Below are 18,338 nucleotides of genomic sequence, written 5' to 3' on the forward strand. Positions count from 1 at the left end.
CATAACATCAGCGGGTGAGGTTGGAGCTGCGGCACCTGCGGGTGGTCTGCGCGATAGCCGACGCCGGCAGCGTGACCAAGGCGGCGGCGGTCCTCGGTCTGGCCGCGCCCGCCCTCACCACCCAGTTGCAGCGCATCGAGCAGGCCTTCGGCGGCCGCCTGTTCGAACGCGACCGCCGCGGCGCCCGCCCCACCCCGCTCGGCGAGCTGGTGCTGGCCCGCGCCCGGGTGCTGCTGCCCGCGGTGCAGGGGTTGCAGGACGAGGCGACCCGCTTCGCCGGGCTGGCCCGCGACTCCGGCGGCGACGGACTGCCCGGCTACCGCATCGGCGCGGTGAACGGCCCGCTCATCGGCGGTGTCGTGCACCGGCTGGCCGCCGCGCAGCCCAGCGCGTTGCTGAGCACGTACCCGTCATGGTCGTCGGCGGAGCTGGCGGCGATGCTGGCCGACGCCCGGCTCGACTTCGCGTTCATCGGGGCCTGCGGCGAGACCAGCCCGCCCGACGACGGCCGCCTGATCTGGCACACCGTCGCGACCGCGCCGGTCTTCGTGCTGCTGCCCGCCTCGCATCCGTACGCCGACGCCGACGAGATCGAGCTGGCCGACCTGGCCGGCTCGCGCTGGGCGGCGACTCCCGGCGACGGCTGCTTCGCCGACTGCTTCGCCGCCGCCTGCGCCCGGGCCGGCTTCACCCCCAGCCCGATCCACGAGAGCGACCTCGGCGGCTGCTCCGACCTGGTCCGCGGCGGCAGCGTCGTGGCCCTGTGCCAGCCCACCTTCCGCGAGATCGCCGGCGTGCGCACCGTCCCCCTGGCCGGCACTCCCTTGCACTGGCGCCACCTCCTCGGCTGGCACCCCGACTCCCCCGCCGCCCGCGTGGCCCCCCGCCTCATCCGCTACGCCGAAGAGTCCTACACCGACGCCACCCACCAATCCCCCGCCTACACCCGCTGGCTCACCCACCACCCCCACCCGTCGCGTTGATCATGAACTTATGGCCGTGTTCGACGGCGTGTCGCTGCCACAACTTCATGATCACTTAGCGGGGGCGGGTAGGTCCGGACAGGTAGCCCGGTGGCGGGATCGGATGCGGTGGTGATCCCACGAACGCCGTTAGCCTGGCTAAGCTCAGACGGTGATCAGATTCCGTGCGCCGGTGACGGCGGTGCTCGCGGTGGTGACCATGTTCAGCCTGCAGGGCTGCATCGGGGTCGGCGACTCGTGGACCCGCGACCAGGCCGCGCCCGATGTCGCCACCTCGCCCGCCGCCGCGCAGCCCACCGGGAGCCCGGCCGCCGCCACGACGTCCGCCGGGGCCACCATCAGCCGCGTCGAGTCCAATGTGGCCGCCGTCGGCAACCCGACCTGCGGCGGTGCCCTGCCCCAGACCGTCGCGGTGACCGCGGAGATCGCCGACGGCGGCACGCCGGTGACCGCCATGGCGCGGTACGCGATGACCGGCGGCAACTACACCGGCGAGGTCACGCTGACCCGCGACGCCACCATGGCCCGGTACACCGCGACCCTGCCCAAGCTGGAGAAGAAACACTTCACCGGCGCGGCGACCAACATCTTCGTCACCGTGACCGTTCAGGGCGCCACCGCCCAGCAGGGCTTCACCTCCATCACCGTCACCCCGTGTGGCGGCAGCACCCGCGCCTGACCGGTATCGGCCCCGCCGGCCAGGCACGGCGCGGGGCCGGACGACCGGAGCGAATCAGCGCGTCACCGACGACAGGCGGCGCAGGAAACGCCGGTCATCCGGCGCGATCCCGGCCACCGGGCGGCTCGCCGCGAGCACGACGTCCAGCGCCCCGTCCGGGTCGGCCGCATAGTGCCCGCTCGCCCAGGCCGCGTTCGCCTCGATCACCGCCCATTCCGGACGCCCGGTCCCCGCGTCGGCGAGCAGCCCGACGTCGACCACCACCGCGCTCGGCAGCTCAGGCATCCCCGCGGAGAACAGCTCCGACGCGAAAGCCGCCGCCTCCGCGCACCGCGGGTCCTCCGCGTACGCGGCGAGATCCAGTTCCCCGTCCACGGCGTACCTGCTGACGGCACATACCCGGCCCGCCGCCACGAACAGCCGGAACTCCACCTCGAACCGCACCACGTCACTGACCAGCACCGGAGCGTCGTCCGCCAGTACGTCCGGCCCGGGAAGGCCCGCCCCGGACACGTAGACCCCGGCTGGGAAGCTCTTGTCGTCCGGCGGCTTCACGAACGCGGGCCGGTCCAGCAGGCGCGCCCGCGCGAGCGTCGTGAACACGATCTCGCGACGGGTCGCCTCGCGCGGCAGCCGGGCGAGCCAGTCCTGATCAGGCTCCAGCAGCCCCGCGCCGAGTTCCGCCCCGACCGCGTCGGCGAACAGCGGCCCGGCATAGAGGTGCGCACCGGGGTGCCCCGCCAGGTGCTCGGGCAGCCGCCAGGTGTGCAGGGTCTCGACGCGCATGCCGCGCCGGCGCGCGGCGTCGGAGAAGGCAAGCCCGGTCTCGGTCACTCGCGGCGGCAGGATCAGCACTCGTTCCACGCCGCGCCATGCTGCCAGCCCGCGCGGCGCGGGGCCAGCCCGATGCCAGGTCGTCGCAGACCGGTCGCGGCACACCGACGCCGGTCAACCGGCGAGCACGGGCGAGGGCGCCGCGGTCCGCCGCCGGGCCGGATCAGGCCGCTTCCGCGGCGGTGGGCGTACGCCCCCGCCGGATCGCCCCCGCCCCGGGCCGGGTCACCACCTCCCGGGGCGAGCCCACCTCGTGCCCGTCGGCGCAGGCCAGCGACACGTGCACGGCCGACCCGCAGTCCCGGTGCACCATGTCCACCGGCGGCCCCGCCGGATCGGCGAGATACCGGTCGCCCCACTCCCGTACGGCGACCAGCACCGGATACAGGTCGAAGCCCTTCTCGGTCAGCCGGTACTCGTGGCGCTCGCGCTCGCCGGGCTCCCGGTACGGCACCCGGTGCAGCACGCCCTGCTCGACCAGCATGTTGAGCCGGTTGGTCAGCACCTGCCGGGGCATGCCGCTGTGCTCGCGCATGTCCTCGAATCGGCGGATGCCGTTGAAGACCTCCCGCAGCACCACCAGCGTCCAGCGCTCGCCGAGCACGGCCATGGCCCGGGCGACGGTGCAGTTCTCGGCCGACCAGTCGAGTGCGGTAGGTCTCACCCCACCAGGCTAAGTCTCGTTGACAGACTCAGCAACCGCCTGCCAGGCTGAGTCCATGACCCAGACCCAGACCGAGCCGACCGCGACCCTGGCGACCGCGGAGCGCACGCGCACCTTCTCCTGGTCCGACCCGCGCCGCAACGCCGCCGAGCTGGGCCGGTTCAGCGGCCTGGAGTTGCTGCAGGCGATGTCGCGCGGTGAGCTCCCGGCGCCGCCGGTGATGCACCTGCTCGGCATGGACGGCCTGGAGGCCGAGGAGGGCCGCGTCGTGGTCACCATGCGCGCCCAGGAGTTCCACTACAACCCGCTCGGCGGCGTGCACGGCGGCATCCTGGCCACCCTGCTCGACACCGCCGCCGCCTGCGCCGTGCACAGCACCCTGCCCGCCGGCGTCGGCTACACCTCCCTGGACCTGACCACGAAGTTCCTCCGCCCCGTCAGCGTCGACTCCGGCATGCTGCGCTGCGAGGGCACGGTCATCTCCCGCGGTCGCCGCACCGCCCTCGCGCAATCCCAGCTCACCGACGACCGAGGCCGCCTCCTGGCCCACGCCACCTCCTCCTGCCTCATCTTCGACGCATAAGGCCAAAGGAAGGGCACCTTCCCATCGCCATACGTAGAGGAAGGGCACCTTCTTAACCTCACCTCCGGGATCACCTGGGAAAAGGACCACCGCGCCGGGCGTCGTGGCGCGACCGGCCCACCTGGTCCCGACGTCGCCCGTGACACCTCCCGTGTCGCGGGCGGCGTGACGGCGTACCCCCCGAAGGCCGGTTGAGCACCCGCCCATCAGCTTGCAAGCATGTCCATCAATCGATGCGCATCCGCCCCACCGGGTGGAACTCATCAGGGGAGGACATGTGAAACCCACCAGAATCGCCCTGGCGATCGCCACTGCCGCCACCGTGGCAGCCGGCCTCGTCGGGATCACCGCACCCGCCCAGGCGACACCGTCCCCCGTGGACGGCGCCGCCCTCGCCGCCTCGCTGGGCGACGACCGCAGCGCCGGCAGCCACATCGACGCCACCGGCCGCACCGTCGTCAACGTCACCGACGCCGCGGCCGCCGACGCGGTACGCGCCACCGGCGCGCAGGCGCGCCTCGTCACCCGCAGCACCCGGCAGCTCGACCGGCTCATCGCGGCGCTGGACCGCGGCCTGGTCGGCACCGCCTGGTCCGTCGACCCGGTGAGCAACCAGATCGTCGTCGACGTCGACAGCACCGTCACCGGCGCGCGCTACACGGGCCTGGCGCAGGCGATCGCCCGCTCCGGCGGCGCGGCCCGACTACAGGCGGTCGCCGGGCGGCTCACACCGACCATCGGGGCCGGCGACGCGATCTACGGCGGCGGATACCGCTGCTCGCTCGGCTTCAACGTGCGCAACGGCAGCACGTACTACTTCCTGACCGCTGGGCACTGCACCGACCTGGCCACCGAATGGTTCTCCAACGCCACCCACACCACCAAGCTCGGTGACCGGACCGGCACCAGCTTCCCGGGCAACGACTACGGCATCGTGCGGTACACCAACACGTCCGTCACCAAGACCGGCGGCTTCAGCTCCGCCGCGAACCCGGTGGTCGGCCAGTCGGCGACCCGTCGCGGCAGCACCACCGGCACCCGCTCGGGCACGGTGACCGGCCTGAACGCGACAGTGCACTACGCCGAGGGCACGGTCAAGGGCATGATCCGCACCGACATCTGCGCCGAGGGCGGCGACAGCGGCGGCCCGCTCTACTCCGGCAGCACTGCGCTCGGCCTCACCTCCGGCGGCTCCGGCAACTGCCGGACCGGCGGCATCACCTACTTCCAGCCCGTGGTGGAGGCACTCGGCAAGTACAACGTCTCCGTCTACTGACGGCCGGACGCGGCGATCCCGCACGGGCCGGTCGACACGTCGTCGCACCGTTCCCGCGCGGGATCGCCGCTGCGCGTCAGAGCACGTTGGCCCGGGTGACGTCGCGATACCAGAGCGCCGAGTCCTTCGGGAAGCGCCGCTGAGTCTCGTAGTCGACGTAGACGAGACCGAAGCGCTTGTCGTAGCCGAAGGCCCACTCGAAGTTGTCCAGCAGCGACCAGGCCAGGTATCCGCGCACATCCGCCCCGCCGGACAGGGCCGCGTGCACGGCCCGCAGGTGTCCGTCCAGGTACGCGATCCGCTCCGGGTCGGCCACCCGGTCCCCGGCCCGGGCGTCGGCGTACGCCGCGCCGTTCTCGGTCACCATCAGCGGCGTGCCCGGATACTCCTTGGACAGGCGCAGCAGCAGGTCGGACAGGCCGCTCGGGTCGACCGTCCAGCCCATGTCGGTGACCGGGCCGGGCTGCGGCAGGAACGCCACCCCCTCGCTGCCCGGGTACATCGGGTGCGCCGCCGCGCCGACCTGGGCCCGCACCAGGGCGGGCTGGTAGTAGTTGATGCCCAGCAGGTCGATCGGCGCGCCGATGACGGCGAGGTCCCCGTCGGCGATCGCCTCCGCCGCGCCGAACCGCTCGAACAGGCCCAGCATGTCCAGCGGGTACCGCCCGCGCAGCACCGGGTCCAGGAAGATCCGGTTGAGCACCCCGTCGACGCGCCAGGCCGCTGCCACGTCGTGCGGGTCGCCCGGGTCGTCGGGGCTGACCCGGGCCAGGTTCAGGGTGAGCGACAGCTCGCGTACGCCCGCCGCGCGCAGCGCCTGCGCGGCCAGCCCGTGCCCGAGCAGCAGATGGTGCGCGGCCCGGAAGGCCTGCCGGTTGTCGGTGTGCCCCGGCGCGTGGTCGCCGCTGGCGTAGCCGAGGAACGCCGAGACCCACGGCTCGTTCAGCGTCGTCCAGGTGCCGACCCGGTCCGCGAGCCGGGACGCGGTCACCGCGGCGTACTCGGCGAAGTACGCCGCGGTGTCCCGGTCCCCCCAGCCGCCCCGCCCGTGGGACTGCAGCGCGAGCGGCAGGTCCCAGTGGTAGAGCGTCACCATCGGCTCGATCCCGTGCGCCAGCAGCTCGTCCACCAGCCGGTCGTAGAAGTCCAGCCCGCGCACGTTGACCGGCCCGGTCCCGTCGGGCTTGACCCGCGGCCACGCGATCGAGAACCGGTACGTGCCGATGCCCAGCTCGGCCATCAGCGCGACGTCCTCGCGGTAGCGCCGGTAGTGGTCGCACGCGACGTCCCCGGTGTGCCCGGCGAAGACCCGGCCGTCCCGGCGGGCGAAGCTGTCCCAGATGGACGGTCCGCGCCCGTCCTCGGCCGCGGCCCCCTCGATCTGGTACGCCGCCGTCGCGGCCCCCCACCGGAAGCCCTCCGGGAACCGCAGCGCCTCCGCCGATGCCTGCACCCGCACTGTGCTCATCCCTTCACCGCGCCCTGCATGATGCCGCCGATCAGCTGCTTGCCGAGCAGGCCGAACACGAGCAGCAGCGGCAGCGTGGCCAGCATCGTGCCGGTCAGCGCCAGCGAGTAGTCCTGCACGTAGCCGGCCCGTAGCTGGGACAGCGCGACCTGCACCGTCTGGTTCTCCGGCGAGGCCAGCACGACCAGCGGCCAGAGGTAGTCGTTCCAGACGTTGAGGAAAGTCAGCATGCCGAGCACGGCCGCGGCGGGCCGGGCGACGGGCAGCACCACGTGCCAGAACAGCCGGTGCGTGGCCGCGCCGTCGATGCGCCCGGCCTCCAGCAGCTCGGTCGGCAGCGCCTCGGACAGGTACTGCGTCATGAAGAACACGCCGAACGCGTTGACCAGGGCGGGCACCGTCACCGCGAGCAGCGTGTCGTGCCACTCCAGCTTGGTGACCAGCATGAACAGCGGGATGATGCCCAGCTGCATCGGCACCATCATGGTGCCGACCACGGTCAGCAGCAGCGCGGTGCGCCCCTTGAACTTCAGCTTGGCGAAGGCGAACCCGGCCAGCGTCGAGAACAGCACCACCGACGCGGTGTTGATGCCCGACACGATCACGGAGTTGAGCAGTGCCTGGTCGAACGGCACGGTCTCGAAGACCCGCTTGATGTTCTCGATCAGGTTCGCGCCCGGCAGCACCGGCGGTGGCACCTGCGCCAGGGCCGAGTTGTCCTGGCTGGCCACGACGACGCTGAAGTACAGCGGGAACGCGGTCAGCATCAGGACCCCGGTCAGCGTCAGGTAGACGAGTCTGCGTGTCATCGGGAGCTCCGGATCCGGCGCGTGATCAGGTAGTTGACGGCGGCGGCGAGCACGATCAGGCCGAACATCACCCAGGCGGTGGCCGAGGCGTAGCCGAACTCGAAGCCGCGGTTGAAGCCGTGCTCGTACATGTAGAGGGTCAGGGTCTGGAACTGCCGGTCGGGGCCGCCGATGATGCCGTTGGGCCCGCCCCCGGCGAACAGCTGGGGCTCGGCGAAGACCTGCAGGCCGTAGATCGTCGACACGATGACCACGAAGATGATGGTGGGCCGGATCGACGGGATGGTGATCTTCCGGAGCTGCTGGCCGGCGGTCGCCCCGTCGAGCGTGGCCGACTCGTACAGCTCCTTGGGCACGGCCTGCATCGCGGCCAGGAAGATCAGGGCGTTGTACCCGGTCCACCGCCACGTGATCATCGCGGCGATGGCCACGTGGGAGGACGCGACGCCCGCCTGCCAGTCGATACGCCCGAGGCCGAAGCTCTCCAGCAGCCAGTTGATCAGGCCGAAGTCGCGGCCGAACAGCTGGCTGAAGATGACCACGACCGCGACCACGCTGGTGACGTTCGGCAGCAGCATGCCCAGCCGCCACAGCGTCTTGGCCCGCAGCGGCCGGTTCACCAGGTGCGCCAGGATCAGCGCGAGGATCAGCTGCGGGATGGTGGACAGGGCCAGGATGGACAGGGTGTTGCGCAGTGCGTTCCAGAAGTACGGGTCGGCCAGCAGTTCCGAGTAGTTGCCCAGGCCCACGAACGAGTGCTCGTCGGAGAGCAGGCTCCAGTCGTGCAGCGACACCCAGGCGGTGTAGCCGAGCGGGAACAGGCCGAAGACCGCGAAGAGGATGAAGAACGGCGAGATGTAGACGTACGGGGACAGCTGCGTGTCCGCCTTGTAGAGCCAGGTGCGCACGGAGCGCTCCCCTTCCCTGAAGGGCCCGGTGACCGGGCGGGCATCGGTGTGCGCCGCCCGGCCCCCGGAAATCGGTGGAAACGCGTCAGCCCAGCTTGGCCACGTCGGACAGGACCTGCTTCCAGGCGTCGTCGGCGGACTGCTTGCCCTGCTCGATGCGGCCCAGCCCGGCGCCGATCGTGTTGAACACGTCGCCCTGCTTCGGGCCCTGGTGCTGCGGCTGCACCGCTTGCGCCGAGGCCGTGAAGATCTTGCCGAGCGGCGCGTTGTTGAAGAAGGGCTTGCTGAACCCGGTCAGGTCCGGGTCGGTGTACAGCGACGGGGTCGACGGGAAGTTGCCGGTCGCCTTGAAGATCTTCTTCTGCTGCTCCGGCGCGGTCAGCCACTTGATCAGGTCGTACGCCGCCTGCGCGTTCTTGCCCTGCTTGGGCAGCGCCAGGTGCGAGCCGCCCATGCTGCCGGCCCCGCCCGGGACCGCGGCGATGTCCCACTTGCCGGCCGCGTCCTTGGCGTTGGTCTCGATGTACGCCGTCATCCACGCCGGGCACACGATGGTGGCGAAGGTGCCCTTGCCGAACGCCGCGCTCCACTCCGGCGTCCAGGCCGCGAGCTTCGCGGACTGGTCGGAGGCGATCGCGTCGACGGTCAGGTCCCAGGCCTTCTTCACGGACTCGTTGCTGTCCACGATGAGCTTGTCGGCGTCGTCGTACACGCCGGTCGGGGCCTGCTCGACCATGGCCCGGAACATGTTGCCCGACGCCTCCATGAAGTACGACTTCGGCGCGGCGGCCTTGTACTTCTTGCCGGTGGCGACGTACTCCTCCCAGGTCGGCCACAGCTTGGACACCTCGTCGCGGGCGGTGGGCAGGCCCGCCGCCTTGAACAGGTCGGTGCGGTAGCACATGGCCATGCCGCCCACGTCGGTGCCGAGACCGATCAGCGTCTTCTTGTCGGTCGACAGGCCCTGCTGCCACTTCCACGGCAGCCACTGGTTCTCCAGCGAACCCGCGCCCAGGTCGAGCAGGTTGTGGAAGCGGTTCGGGGTGGCGGTGAAGCTGGACAGGTAGCCGATCTCGACGGCCTCGATGTCGGCCGCGCCGCTGCCGGTGGCCAGATGCGAGATCAGGCTCTGGTGGTGTGCGGCGTAGTCGGAGATCCGCTCCTTGATCGTGATGTTCGGGTGTGCCTTGGAGTACTCCTCGTACAGCGGCTTGAAGCCGAAGTCGCCGAAGAGTGCGACGTTCAAAGTGATCTTCTCGTTGCCGCCGGGCTGCTCGTCGGAACCGCACGCGGCGGTCGCCAGCAGTCCGGTCACCATGATCGGGACCAGCAGGCGGCGCAGGGAGGCACGCATGACGACCCTCCTTGGGGGTGTCAGTAGGAACCCGGCCGCTCATCAGGGCAATTCGCGGCCGGGTTGAGAGAGCGCTCTCACAGCAGAGAATGGAGTCGGACCTAGGCCCTGTCAAGGGTTGATTACCTTCTCGTTACCGAGCTGTGCAACCGCTCTCTCTCTGAAAGCGCTCTCACATGCGGCTTCGTGCCGTAACGCGGAAGGGGTAAGGTCACGGTCGCCGGGATGTGATCCGGTACAGGTCGGCGGCACTGCCGTCCGGCAGAGCGCAGCGAGGAGCAGGCATGAGCGAGCTAGGCGGGCGAATCAGAAGGCTCGGCACGCATGCATGCGACGAGCGCAGCGAGGAGCAGGCATGAGCCAGGCACACGAGCGGCCGACGCTGGAGGCTGTGGCGCGTCTGGCCGGGGTGTCCCGGGCGACCGTCTCGCGGGTGGTCAACGGCTCGCCCAAGGTCGCCGAGCCGATCCGCAGCGCGGTGCGCCGAGCCGTCGAGGAGCTCGGTTACATCCCCAACGCGGCCGCCAGGAGCCTGGTCACCCAGCGCACCGACTCGATCGCGCTGGTCCTGCCGGAGAGCGCCAGCCGCGTCTTCTCCGACGACCCGTTCTTCCCGAGCATCATCCACGGCGTCAGCCAGGAGCTCGACGCGGCCGACAAGCAGCTCGTGCTGATGATGACCAACACCGTCGGCGGATACGAGCGGGTCGAGCGCTACACCACGGCGCGGCACGTGGACGGGGTGCTGTTCGCCTCGACCCACGGCGTGGACCCACTGCCCGGACAGCTGCACCGGCTCGGCATGCCGGTCGTCGTCAGCGGCCGCCCCCTGGGCCGCTCGCCGGTCCCGTACGTCGACGTGGACCACATCGGCGGCGTACGGGCAGCCGTGCGCCACCTGCTCGACTCGGGGCGGTCCCGCATCGCCACCATCGCCGGGCCGCAGGACATGGTCGCCGGCATCGACCGGCTCGCCGGCTACCGCGCCGAGTTGCGCGGCTCCGACCGGCGCTCGATCGTGGCCGTCGGCGACTTCACCCGCGAGTCCGGCGCGACCGCGATGCGCCAGCTGCTGGAGGACGACCCGCAGCTCGACGCGGTCTTCGTGGCCTCGGACCTGATGGCGCACGGGGCCATCACCACGCTGCGCGAGCTGGGCCGGCGCATCCCCGAGGACGTCGCCGTGGTCGGCTTCGACGACTTCGACATCTCCCGCTACACCGACCCGCCGCTGACCACCGTCCGGCAGCCGATCCTGGAGCTGGGCCGGGAGCTGGCCCGCCAGCTGCTGCGGGTCATCGCGGGCGAGGAGGTCCCGCCGGCCGTGGTCCTGCCGACCGAACTCGTGGTACGCGCATCAGCCTGACCGGATTCGGATATACAGGACTCATGGCTGAAGAAGTGGACGTCATCGTCCTCGGCATGGGCGTCGGCGGCGAGGAGGTCGGCGGCAAGCTGGCCATGGCCGGGCTGAGCGTGCTCGGCATCGAGAACCGGCTCGTCGGCGGCGAATGCCCGTACTGGGGCTGCGTCCCCAGCAAGATGATGATCCGGGCCTCCGGCCTGCTGGCCGAGGGCCGCCGGATCAGCGGCATGGCGGGCTCCTCGGAGGTCTTCCCCGACTGGGCCCCGGTGGCCAAGCGCATCCGGGAGGAGGCCACCGACTTCTGGGACGACAAGGTCGCCGTCGACCGGTTCACCGGGCGCGGCGGCCGCTTCCTGCGCGGCACCGGCAGGCTGGCCGGGCCGAAGCGGGTCGAGGTCGACGGGCAGGTCTACACCGCGCGCAAGGGCGTCGTCGTCGGCACCGGCACCAAGGCCGCGATCCCGCCGGTCCCCGGGCTGGCCGAGACCCCGTTCTGGACCAACAAGGAAGCCATCGAGGTGGAGGAGCTGCCGACGTCGCTGACCGTGCTCGGCGGCGGGGCGATCGGCCTCGAACTGGCGCAGATGTTCCAGCGCTTCGGGGTCCGGGTCACCGTCATCGAGGCGATGGACCGGCTGATGGCGTACGAGGAGCCCGAGTCGTCGGAGCTGATCACCGAGGTGCTCCAGCGCGACGGCGTCGCCGTGCACACCGGCTGCCGGGCGGTACGGGTCGACGGCAACACCGTGCACCTGGCCGACGGCCGGGAGTTCGCCTCGGAGAAGCTGCTCGTCGCCACCGGGCGCACCGCCGACCTGCACAGGCTCGGCCTGGACACGGTCGGCCTGGACCCGGCCGCCAAGGAGATCACCGTGGACGGGCACATGCGGGCCGCCGACGGGCTGTGGGCCGTCGGCGACTGCACCGGCCACGGCGCGTTCACGCACATGGCGATGTACCAGGCGGCCATCGCGATCCGCGACATCCTCGGCCAGGAGGGGCCGCCCGCCGACTACCGGGCGCACCCCCGGGTCACCTTCACCGACCCCGAGATCGGCTCGGTCGGGCTGACCGAGGAAGCGGCCCGGCACCAGGGCATCCACGTGCAGACCGCGTACACGAAACTGCCCGAGTCCACCCGCGGCTGGATCCACAAGGTCGGCAACGACGGGTTCATCAAGCTCGTCGCCGACCGCGACCGGGACGTGCTCGTCGGCGCGACCTCGGCCGGGCCCACCGGCGGCGAGGTGCTCAGCGCGCTGGCCGTCGCCGTGCACGCCCAGGTCCCGGTGCACGTCCTGCAGCACATGATCTACGCGTACCCGACCTTCCACCGCGCCATCGAGGCGGCCGTGCAGCAACTGGAGGTGTAGGGCACACTGCGGGCATGCGGAAGCTGATCGTCCGGCTCGGACTGGCCGGCATGGCGGTGGTGCACCTGTGGTGGGGGCTATGGGCCTATGCGGCCCCACGCCACTTCTTCACCACGTTCCCCGGCCTCGGCCACCACTGGACCGCCGCGTACCCGCCCTACAACGAGCACCTCACGGCCGACCTGGGCGCGACCTTCCTGACCCTGGCCGTCCTGCTGGCCGTGCCCGCGATCCGCTACCGCCGCGCCACCGCCCGCCTCGCCCTCGCCGGCTCCATCACCTTCAACACCCTCCACCTGGGCTTCCACACCTTCCACCACGGCACCCTGACCGGCCCCGACCTCTGGGCAAGCCTGTTCACCCTGATCGCAGGCCTCGCCCTGCCGATCTCCCTCTTCCTCCTCGCTCCAAAGGAAGGGCACCTTCTTGACGCTCCGCGTTAAAGAAGGTGCCCTTCCTAACCTTCGTTATGCACTGAGCTGCGGGTTTCCTCAGGCGAGCTGGGTGGACTGAAGGCGGGCGTACGAGCCGCGGCGGGAGAGCAGGTCGTCGTGCGGGCCGATCTCCTCGATGCGGCCGTCGCGCATGACGATGATGCGGTCGGCGTTACGAATGGTGGACAGGCGGTGCGCGACGACGAAGACGGTACGGCCCGCGACCAGGCGCTCCATGGCTTGCTGGATGAGCGCCTCGGAGTGGGTGTCCAGGGCCGAGGTGGCCTCGTCGAGGATAAGCACGCGCGGGTCGCGGATCAGGGCGCGCGCGATGGCCAGGCGCTGGCGCTGGCCGCCGGACAGGCGCGCGCCGCGCTCCCCCACCACCGTGTCCAGCCCGTCGGTGAGCTGGTCGACGAAGTCCAGCGCGTTCGCGTCGGCCAGCGCCTGGCGCACCCGCTCCAGGGGCACGTCGGCCATGCCGTACGTGACGTTGTCGAAGATGCTGCCCTCGAACAGGATCGGCTCCTGCGGCACCACCGAGACGAAGCGCCGGTAGGTGCGCAGGTCCAGGGTCTCCATGTCGCGGCCGTCGAGCAGGAGGCGGCCGGAGGTCGGCCGGAGGAAGCCGATGACCAGGTTCAGGATGGTGGACTTGCCCGCGCCCGACGGGCCGACCAGCGCGATGCGCTCGCCCGCCGCGACGTCGAGGTCGAAGTCGCGAACAGCGCTGCCCGCCGCCCCGTCGTACGCGAAACCCACGCCCTCGAAGCGCACCGCGCCGCGCACCTCGTCGACCCGCAGCTTGCCCGCGTTGACCTCCAGGTCGGGGGCCTGCAGCAGCTCGCCCGCCGAGCGCACCGACTCCAGCCCCTTGACGAAGATCGGGCCGAGGCTCATCAGCGTCATCACCGAGCCGGTCAGCGTGGAGAAGTACGCGCTGAGCATCACCACGTCGCCCTCGCTGATCGGGGCCCAGCCGTAGTACGCGACCAGCGCCGAGCCGGCCAGGCAGGCCACGCTCAGCACCTGCATCTGGGTCCAGGCCAGCGCACCGAAGCGGCCGTTGAGCAGGTCCAGGCGCAGACCCGCGCGCAGTACGCGGTCCAGCGAGCCGTCGACCCGGCGCAGCGCGTCGCGCTCCAGGCCGTGCGCGCGGGTGATCGGGATCAGCGTGGTCATCTCGGCGACGCGTGACGACAACCGCTCCACCTCGCGGCGGAACGACTCGTTGTCCGTGCGCATCCGATTGCGCAATTTCATCACCAGGAACGCCGCGCACGGCACCAGCACCAGGAAGACCGGCAGGAACAGCGGGGCCCGCAGCGCGATCACGACGGTGCCGCCGAGCAGCATCATCAGCGCGCCCACACCCACGTCGCCGGCCTGCTGCACCATCTGCTCGATCGCCTCGACGTCGCGGATCACCTTCGACTGCAGCACGGCGGCGCTGGAGCGGGAGTGGTAGCCGATGGACAGCTCCTGCATGCGGCGGCACAGGGCCGAGCGCAGCCGGGTGCCCATGCGGCGGACGGAGCCGCTGTGGTTGCGTACGAACAGCACGTGGAACGGGTAGTTGAGGCTCAGGCAGGCGAGCATCAGGCCGGCGTTCCACCACAGCCGCTCGACGGGTTCGTGGCGCACCACGACGTCGATCACGTTGGCGGTGACCAGGGGCAGCAGCCAGGTCGGGCTGTGCTTGACGGCGAACGCCAGCACGCCGAGCAGCAGCCGCCAGCGGTCCTCGCGCAGCAGGTAGGCGACGGTGCGCACCGGGTGTTCGCCGTGGTAGCGGTGGTCAAGGGGGTGCTGGGCCAGCGCCATGTTCGTTACCTGCCTCGCCGGGCGGCCCGCGCGCTTCGGAGGTCCTCGGGTGCGGCGAGCAGCCCTTCGCCTTCGAAGTCCGGGCACGAGCCTAGGCGACGGCGACCGGTGCGGCCAGGGCGGCCTGCGTCACGCCTTCGCGGCGGCGGCGCTCCCGCCCTGCTCAGGCACCACCGGCCGTTAAGAAGGGCACCTTCTGCAACGCGGAGCGTTAAGAAGGTGCCCTTCCTTTGCCCGTCAGGCGAGGGACTGGACGACTTCCAGTGCGCTGGTGACGTGCTTGCCGATGTTGGCCTGGGAGGAGAAGACGTTGCGGACCACGCCCTCGCGGTCGATGACGTAGGTGACCCGGCCGGGCAGCAGGCCGAAGGTGGCCGGGACGTCGTACGCCTTGCGGACCTCGCCGCCCGCGTCGGCCAGCAGCAGGAACGGCAGCTTGTAGCGCTGGGCGAAGCCGTCGTGCGACTCGACGGAGTCGGAGCTGACGCCGATGACCTGCGCGCCGGCCTCGGTGAAGACCTCGTAGCTGTCCCGGAAGGAGCAGGCCTCCGCGGTGCAGCCGGACGTGTTGTCCTTGGGGTAGAAGTACAGGACGACGGTCTGCTTGCCCCGGAAGTCGCTGAGCCGCACCGTCTCACCGCCCTGCGAGGGCAGCTCGAAGTCGGGAGCCACCTCGCCCACCTGCGGACCACGTGCCTTCGCCATGCCTGCCTCCACTGTCACCGGAACATCCACCGTCGGACCCGAATCGTATTCGTGTCCGCCCAGGTCGAACACCGGCCCCGGGGCGGCTGTTCCCGCACCGGCGGCCGGAGGGCCGATACGCAGCGTATCGGCCCTCCGGTCCTGCTCAGCCGTTCTCAGCTGCAGGTGACGTTGTTCAGTTTGAAGGCGGTCGGGTTGGTGTTGGTCCCGCTGTACGTGGCCTGGAAGCCGAAGCTCGCCGTCCCGTTCGTGGCGATGCTGCCGTTGTGCGCCACGTTGCGTGCCGTGACGTTCGCCCCGCTGGCCGTGACCGTGGCGTTCCAGGCGTTGGTGACCGCCTGGTTGCCGCCGTACGTCCAGGTCAGCGTCCACGACGTGATCGCCGGACCCCGGTTGGTGATGACCACGGAGGCGACGAAGCCGTTGTTCCACTGGCTGTCCACCTTGTAGCTCACCGAACAGGCCCCGGTGCCCTGGCTGGCCGACGGGGACGGCGAGGGCGGGGTGGACGGCGAGGCCGAGGGCGACGGCGGAGCCGACGGGGACGGCGACGCCGAGCGCGACGGGGACACCGACGGCGACGGCACCGTGGACGGGCTCGGCGGCGGGCTGGTCACGATGCCGTTCTGGGCCAGCGAGTACGCCAGGTCCGGCACGAACTGCCCCGCGCTCGCGGCGCAGCCGTCGGCCTCGCCCGGCGGCTTGATCCAGATGAACGCGTCGACGGTCGACTCGTTGGTGGCGGTGGTCGGCGCCTGGCCGGTGCCCCGGCCGGACGGGTCGCACCACTCGCTGCCCAGCGGGCCCTTGCCGTTGCGGGCGGTGTCGATGACCTGGTGCAGGTTGCCGTTGCCGAGCGCGTTGAGCACGTTGCGGCCGAAGTTGACCTCATCGGCGGTCCAGCGGAAGTTGGACGCGTTCGAGTAGAAACCGGCCGCGTTGGACACACCGGCCGCCTGCAGCCGCGACGCGGTGTCCGACGCGCTGTTCCAGGCCGAGTGGCCCGCGTCGAGGTACACCTTGGCGTTGGAGTTGACCTGCTTGAACTTCGTCACGGCGTAGCTGAGCGCGGAGTTGCGGTCGGCCTTGTCGCTCGACGACAGGCAGGTCTGCAGGGCCAGCGAGTCCGGCTCCAGGATGATCACGGCGGTGCGCGTGCCGAGACCCGCGGCGAAGCTGTCGATCCAGGTGCGGTACGCGCTGATGGTGGGCGCGCCGCCCGCGCTCGCCCCGCCGCAGTCGCGGTTGGGCAGCATGTACGGCACCAGCACCGGGATCTGGTTCACGCTGTTCGCGGCGTTCACGTACGACGTGACCTGCGACTGGATCGTGCTCAGGTTGTAGTTGGCGAACCAGCGGGCCTGCGGCTGGCTGCCGATGCGCTGGCTGATCAGCGACGCGCGCGAGTCGTTCGGGTTGGCCGCGAGCCACTGGTTCACGCCGGACGTGGGGTCGCGGTAGAAACTGCCGCTCAACGTGCCTGCGGCGGCTTCGGTGCTCGCCAGCAGCACCCCCGCCAGGGCGGTGGCGGCGGTCATGGCGGCGGCCGCGCCGAGCGCGACCAGGCGGCGGTCGGCCCTGCGGCGGTGGTGGTGCGGCGATGACGTGAGATCGGGGGTCAACGCACTCTCCTAGAGACGTCTGTGATGCGGTCGACGTGCAGATTCCTGCCCGGACACGGCTACGACAGACGTCACGGCCTACGCCACCCGTACGAACCGAATGGTTCTGCCCTTCGCACGGCGGCGCCTCAGCTCCACCCCCATCATTCCCTCCCCTCGCGAGGAAAGGAAGGGCACCTTCACATCGCTATATGTGGAGGAAGGGCACCTTGTTAACACTCCACCTGCTCTGAGCAGCCATGAAGCGGTCCGCGTCAGGCTGGGCCGAGTAGCCAGAGGATCAGCGTGAGGGTGCCCATCGACAGCAAGCTGGAGAACAGGATCGCGTCCCTGCTCAGCGCGGTCGAGGCACGGAACTCCGATGCGTACACGAAGGTGTTCTGGGCCGTCGGCAGGCCCGCGACCAGCGTCACCGCCAGCAGCGCCGCGCCGTCGAGGCCGAGCAGCCAACGCCCGATCAGGTACGCCGCCACCGGCTGCGCGACCACCTTCAGCAGCACCGCCGCGGTGACCTCGCGCCCGGGCAGCCGCCACGCCGACGCGTCCGTCTGGTGCAGCGACATGCCCAGCGCGAACAGCGCCGCCGGCACCGCCGCGCCGCCCAGCAGCTCCAGCGGCCGCAGCAGCCATTCCGGCGGCAGCCACCCGGCCGCGCTCGCGGTCACGCCCGCCATCGACCCCAGGATCACGGGGGTACGCAGCGGCAGCATCGCCAGCCGCCGCCAGCGCGACGCCGCGGCGCTCCCCGCCCGCTCCTCCGCCCCGGCGCCGTGCTCCGGACCGGCCGCCAGGCGGTCCCGCTCGGCCCGGTGCGCGGAGGCGTCGAGCCGCCCGACGATCAGCGGGGTCACCAGCATGGTCTGGAAGACCAGCACCGCCATGATCAGCGAGACGTCGTCGAGGACGTACACCGCGACCGGCACGCCGAGGTTGCCGGCGTTGACGTACGCCGACGCCATCGCCGCGATGACCCGGTCCCCGTCGGGGCCGGGCATGAGCCGGCGCGCGACGAGGTACACCGACAGCCCGATCAGCAGCGTGCTCAGCGCGATGGCGGCCAGCGGACGCAGCGGCAGGTCGCCGAGCGGCACCTTGACCAACGACGTGAACAGCACGCACGGGATCGCGATGACGAAGGTGAAGTTCGCCAGCGCCTGCTGGGTGGCCCGGGTCAGCACCCCGAAGCGCATCGTGCCCCAGCCCAGGGCGGTGATCATCCAGATCGGAGCGAACGCGGCGAACACCTGGTCACGCTAGTCCCCCGCCCGCCAAGCCCACACGGCCGGGTGCCGCCAGCCACACCGGCGCCGCCCCATGATCGCCGGACTTGCCCGGCATGTGGTCGTATGGGCGCTCAAGATACGCACAGGTGCCGGGCAAGTCGAACGATCATGGCGGTGCCGGACACGCCCACCGGACCGTTGAGGATCCGCCGGCCCTGCTCACCCCGCTCTCC

17 protein-coding genes are annotated in these 18,338 nt (G+C 71.1%); 7 read left to right on the plus strand and 10 right to left on the minus strand.

Annotation, left to right across the window (positions count from 1 at the left end; genetic code table 11):
* Positions 1-14 precede the first annotated feature (14 nt).
* Together AB0B35_RS31880 and AB0B35_RS31885 are read left to right on the plus strand one after the other, a co-directional pair.
* A complete protein-coding gene (locus tag AB0B35_RS31880) occupies positions 15-983 on the plus strand; it encodes a LysR family transcriptional regulator (protein WP_361052443.1) in 969 nt (322 codons plus the stop codon).
* A gap of 151 nt (positions 984-1,134) precedes the next feature.
* On the plus strand, positions 1,135-1,662 hold the full coding sequence (locus AB0B35_RS31885) for a hypothetical protein (RefSeq protein ID WP_361052446.1): 528 nt from the start codon (positions 1,135-1,137) through the stop codon (positions 1,660-1,662).
* Positions 1,663-1,716: 54 nt separating this feature from the next.
* On the opposite strand, the gene AB0B35_RS31890 is transcribed toward AB0B35_RS31885, so the two are convergent.
* Together AB0B35_RS31890 and AB0B35_RS31895 are read right to left on the minus strand one after the other, a co-directional pair.
* Entirely contained in the window at positions 1,717-2,526 is an 810-nt protein-coding gene (locus tag AB0B35_RS31890) for an ATP-grasp domain-containing protein (RefSeq protein WP_361052449.1), read from the minus strand.
* Between the two features lie 133 nt (positions 2,527-2,659).
* Positions 2,660-3,160 (minus strand): helix-turn-helix domain-containing protein, encoded by a 501-nt coding sequence (locus AB0B35_RS31895; protein WP_361052452.1) that lies wholly within the window; start codon positions 3,158-3,160, stop codon positions 2,660-2,662.
* A 55-nt stretch (positions 3,161-3,215) separates the two neighbouring features.
* Here AB0B35_RS31895 and AB0B35_RS31900 point away from each other — a divergent pair, with 55 nt between their 5' ends.
* A complete protein-coding gene (locus AB0B35_RS31900) occupies positions 3,216-3,743 on the plus strand; it encodes a PaaI family thioesterase (protein WP_361052454.1) in 528 nt (175 codons plus the stop codon).
* A 277-nt stretch (positions 3,744-4,020) separates the two neighbouring features.
* Positions 4,021-5,019, plus strand: coding sequence for a S1 family peptidase (locus AB0B35_RS31905; protein WP_361052457.1), 999 nt, complete (start codon positions 4,021-4,023; stop codon positions 5,017-5,019).
* 76 nt (positions 5,020-5,095) lie between these two features.
* Here AB0B35_RS31905 and AB0B35_RS31910 read toward each other — a convergent pair whose 3' ends face one another.
* From AB0B35_RS31910 to AB0B35_RS31925, 4 genes are all read right to left on the minus strand, one after another.
* Positions 5,096-6,487, minus strand: coding sequence for a GH1 family beta-glucosidase (locus AB0B35_RS31910; RefSeq protein WP_361052460.1), 1,392 nt, complete (start codon positions 6,485-6,487; stop codon positions 5,096-5,098).
* Positions 6,484-7,296 carry a carbohydrate ABC transporter permease gene (locus AB0B35_RS31915; RefSeq protein WP_361052463.1) on the minus strand — a complete coding sequence of 271 codons (813 nt, stop codon included), beginning with the start codon at positions 7,294-7,296 and terminating at the stop codon, positions 6,484-6,486. Before AB0B35_RS31915 ends, AB0B35_RS31910 begins: the two co-directional genes overlap by 4 nt.
* Positions 7,293-8,204: a sugar ABC transporter permease gene (locus AB0B35_RS31920; RefSeq protein WP_239167136.1), complete on the minus strand. Its 912-nt coding sequence runs from the start codon at positions 8,202-8,204 to the stop codon at positions 7,293-7,295. Before AB0B35_RS31920 ends, AB0B35_RS31915 begins: the two co-directional genes overlap by 4 nt.
* A gap of 85 nt (positions 8,205-8,289) precedes the next feature.
* A complete protein-coding gene (locus tag AB0B35_RS31925; RefSeq protein ID WP_361052467.1) occupies positions 8,290-9,558 on the minus strand; it encodes an extracellular solute-binding protein in 1,269 nt (422 codons plus the stop codon).
* A gap of 355 nt (positions 9,559-9,913) precedes the next feature.
* Here AB0B35_RS31925 and AB0B35_RS31930 point away from each other — a divergent pair, with 355 nt between their 5' ends.
* The 3 genes from AB0B35_RS31930 to AB0B35_RS31940 are packed head-to-tail and all read left to right on the plus strand — an operon-like array spanning position 9,914 to position 12,740.
* Positions 9,914-10,924: a LacI family DNA-binding transcriptional regulator gene (locus tag AB0B35_RS31930; protein WP_361052470.1), complete on the plus strand. Its 1,011-nt coding sequence runs from the start codon at positions 9,914-9,916 to the stop codon at positions 10,922-10,924.
* A gap of 23 nt (positions 10,925-10,947) precedes the next feature.
* Positions 10,948-12,297, plus strand: coding sequence for an NAD(P)/FAD-dependent oxidoreductase (locus tag AB0B35_RS31935; RefSeq protein ID WP_361052472.1), 1,350 nt, complete (start codon positions 10,948-10,950; stop codon positions 12,295-12,297).
* 14 nt (positions 12,298-12,311) lie between these two features.
* Positions 12,312-12,740, plus strand: coding sequence for a hypothetical protein (locus AB0B35_RS31940; protein WP_361052475.1), 429 nt, complete (start codon positions 12,312-12,314; stop codon positions 12,738-12,740).
* Between the two features lie 48 nt (positions 12,741-12,788).
* On the opposite strand, the gene AB0B35_RS31945 is transcribed toward AB0B35_RS31940, so the two are convergent.
* The 4 genes from AB0B35_RS31945 to AB0B35_RS31960 form a co-directional block, all read right to left on the minus strand.
* Entirely contained in the window at positions 12,789-14,555 is a 1,767-nt protein-coding gene (locus tag AB0B35_RS31945) for an ABC transporter ATP-binding protein (RefSeq protein WP_361052477.1), read from the minus strand.
* 237 nt (positions 14,556-14,792) lie between these two features.
* Positions 14,793-15,260 (minus strand): peroxiredoxin, encoded by a 468-nt coding sequence (locus AB0B35_RS31950; RefSeq protein ID WP_360528350.1) that lies wholly within the window; start codon positions 15,258-15,260, stop codon positions 14,793-14,795.
* Between the two features lie 155 nt (positions 15,261-15,415).
* Complete coding sequence (locus AB0B35_RS31955; protein WP_361052480.1) at positions 15,416-16,882, minus strand: glycoside hydrolase family 6 protein; 1,467 nt, start codon at positions 16,880-16,882, stop codon at positions 15,416-15,418.
* A gap of 254 nt (positions 16,883-17,136) precedes the next feature.
* A complete protein-coding gene (locus AB0B35_RS31960) occupies positions 17,137-18,126 on the minus strand; it encodes an AEC family transporter (RefSeq protein ID WP_361052483.1) in 990 nt (329 codons plus the stop codon).
* Between the last annotated feature and the right edge of the window lie 212 nt (positions 18,127-18,338).

It is taken from the genome of Catellatospora sp. NPDC049133 (assembly GCF_040648455.1).
In the GTDB taxonomy this organism is placed as follows: domain Bacteria; phylum Actinomycetota; class Actinomycetes; order Mycobacteriales; family Micromonosporaceae; genus Catellatospora; species Catellatospora aurea.

Bases quoted from the DNA above. Each gene is read 5' to 3' on its own strand.
- AB0B35_RS31900 (WP_361052454.1), top strand. From the start codon at position 3,216: ATGACCCAGACCCAGACCGAGCCGACCGCGACCCTGGCGACCGCGGAG.
- AB0B35_RS31910 (WP_361052460.1), bottom strand. From the start codon at position 6,487: ATGAGCACAGTGCGGGTGCAGGCATCGGCGGAGGCGCTGCGGTTCCCG.
- AB0B35_RS31915 (WP_361052463.1), bottom strand. From the start codon at position 7,296: ATGACACGCAGACTCGTCTACCTGACGCTGACCGGGGTCCTGATGCTG.
- AB0B35_RS31925 (WP_361052467.1), bottom strand. From the start codon at position 9,558: ATGCGTGCCTCCCTGCGCCGCCTGCTGGTCCCGATCATGGTGACCGGA.
- AB0B35_RS31930 (WP_361052470.1), top strand. From the start codon at position 9,914: ATGAGCCAGGCACACGAGCGGCCGACGCTGGAGGCTGTGGCGCGTCTG.
- AB0B35_RS31935 (WP_361052472.1), top strand. From the start codon at position 10,948: ATGGCTGAAGAAGTGGACGTCATCGTCCTCGGCATGGGCGTCGGCGGC.
- AB0B35_RS31940 (WP_361052475.1), top strand. From the start codon at position 12,312: ATGCGGAAGCTGATCGTCCGGCTCGGACTGGCCGGCATGGCGGTGGTG.
- AB0B35_RS31945 (WP_361052477.1), bottom strand. From the start codon at position 14,555: ATGGCGCTGGCCCAGCACCCCCTTGACCACCGCTACCACGGCGAACAC.
- AB0B35_RS31950 (WP_360528350.1), bottom strand. From the start codon at position 15,260: ATGGCGAAGGCACGTGGTCCGCAGGTGGGCGAGGTGGCTCCCGACTTC.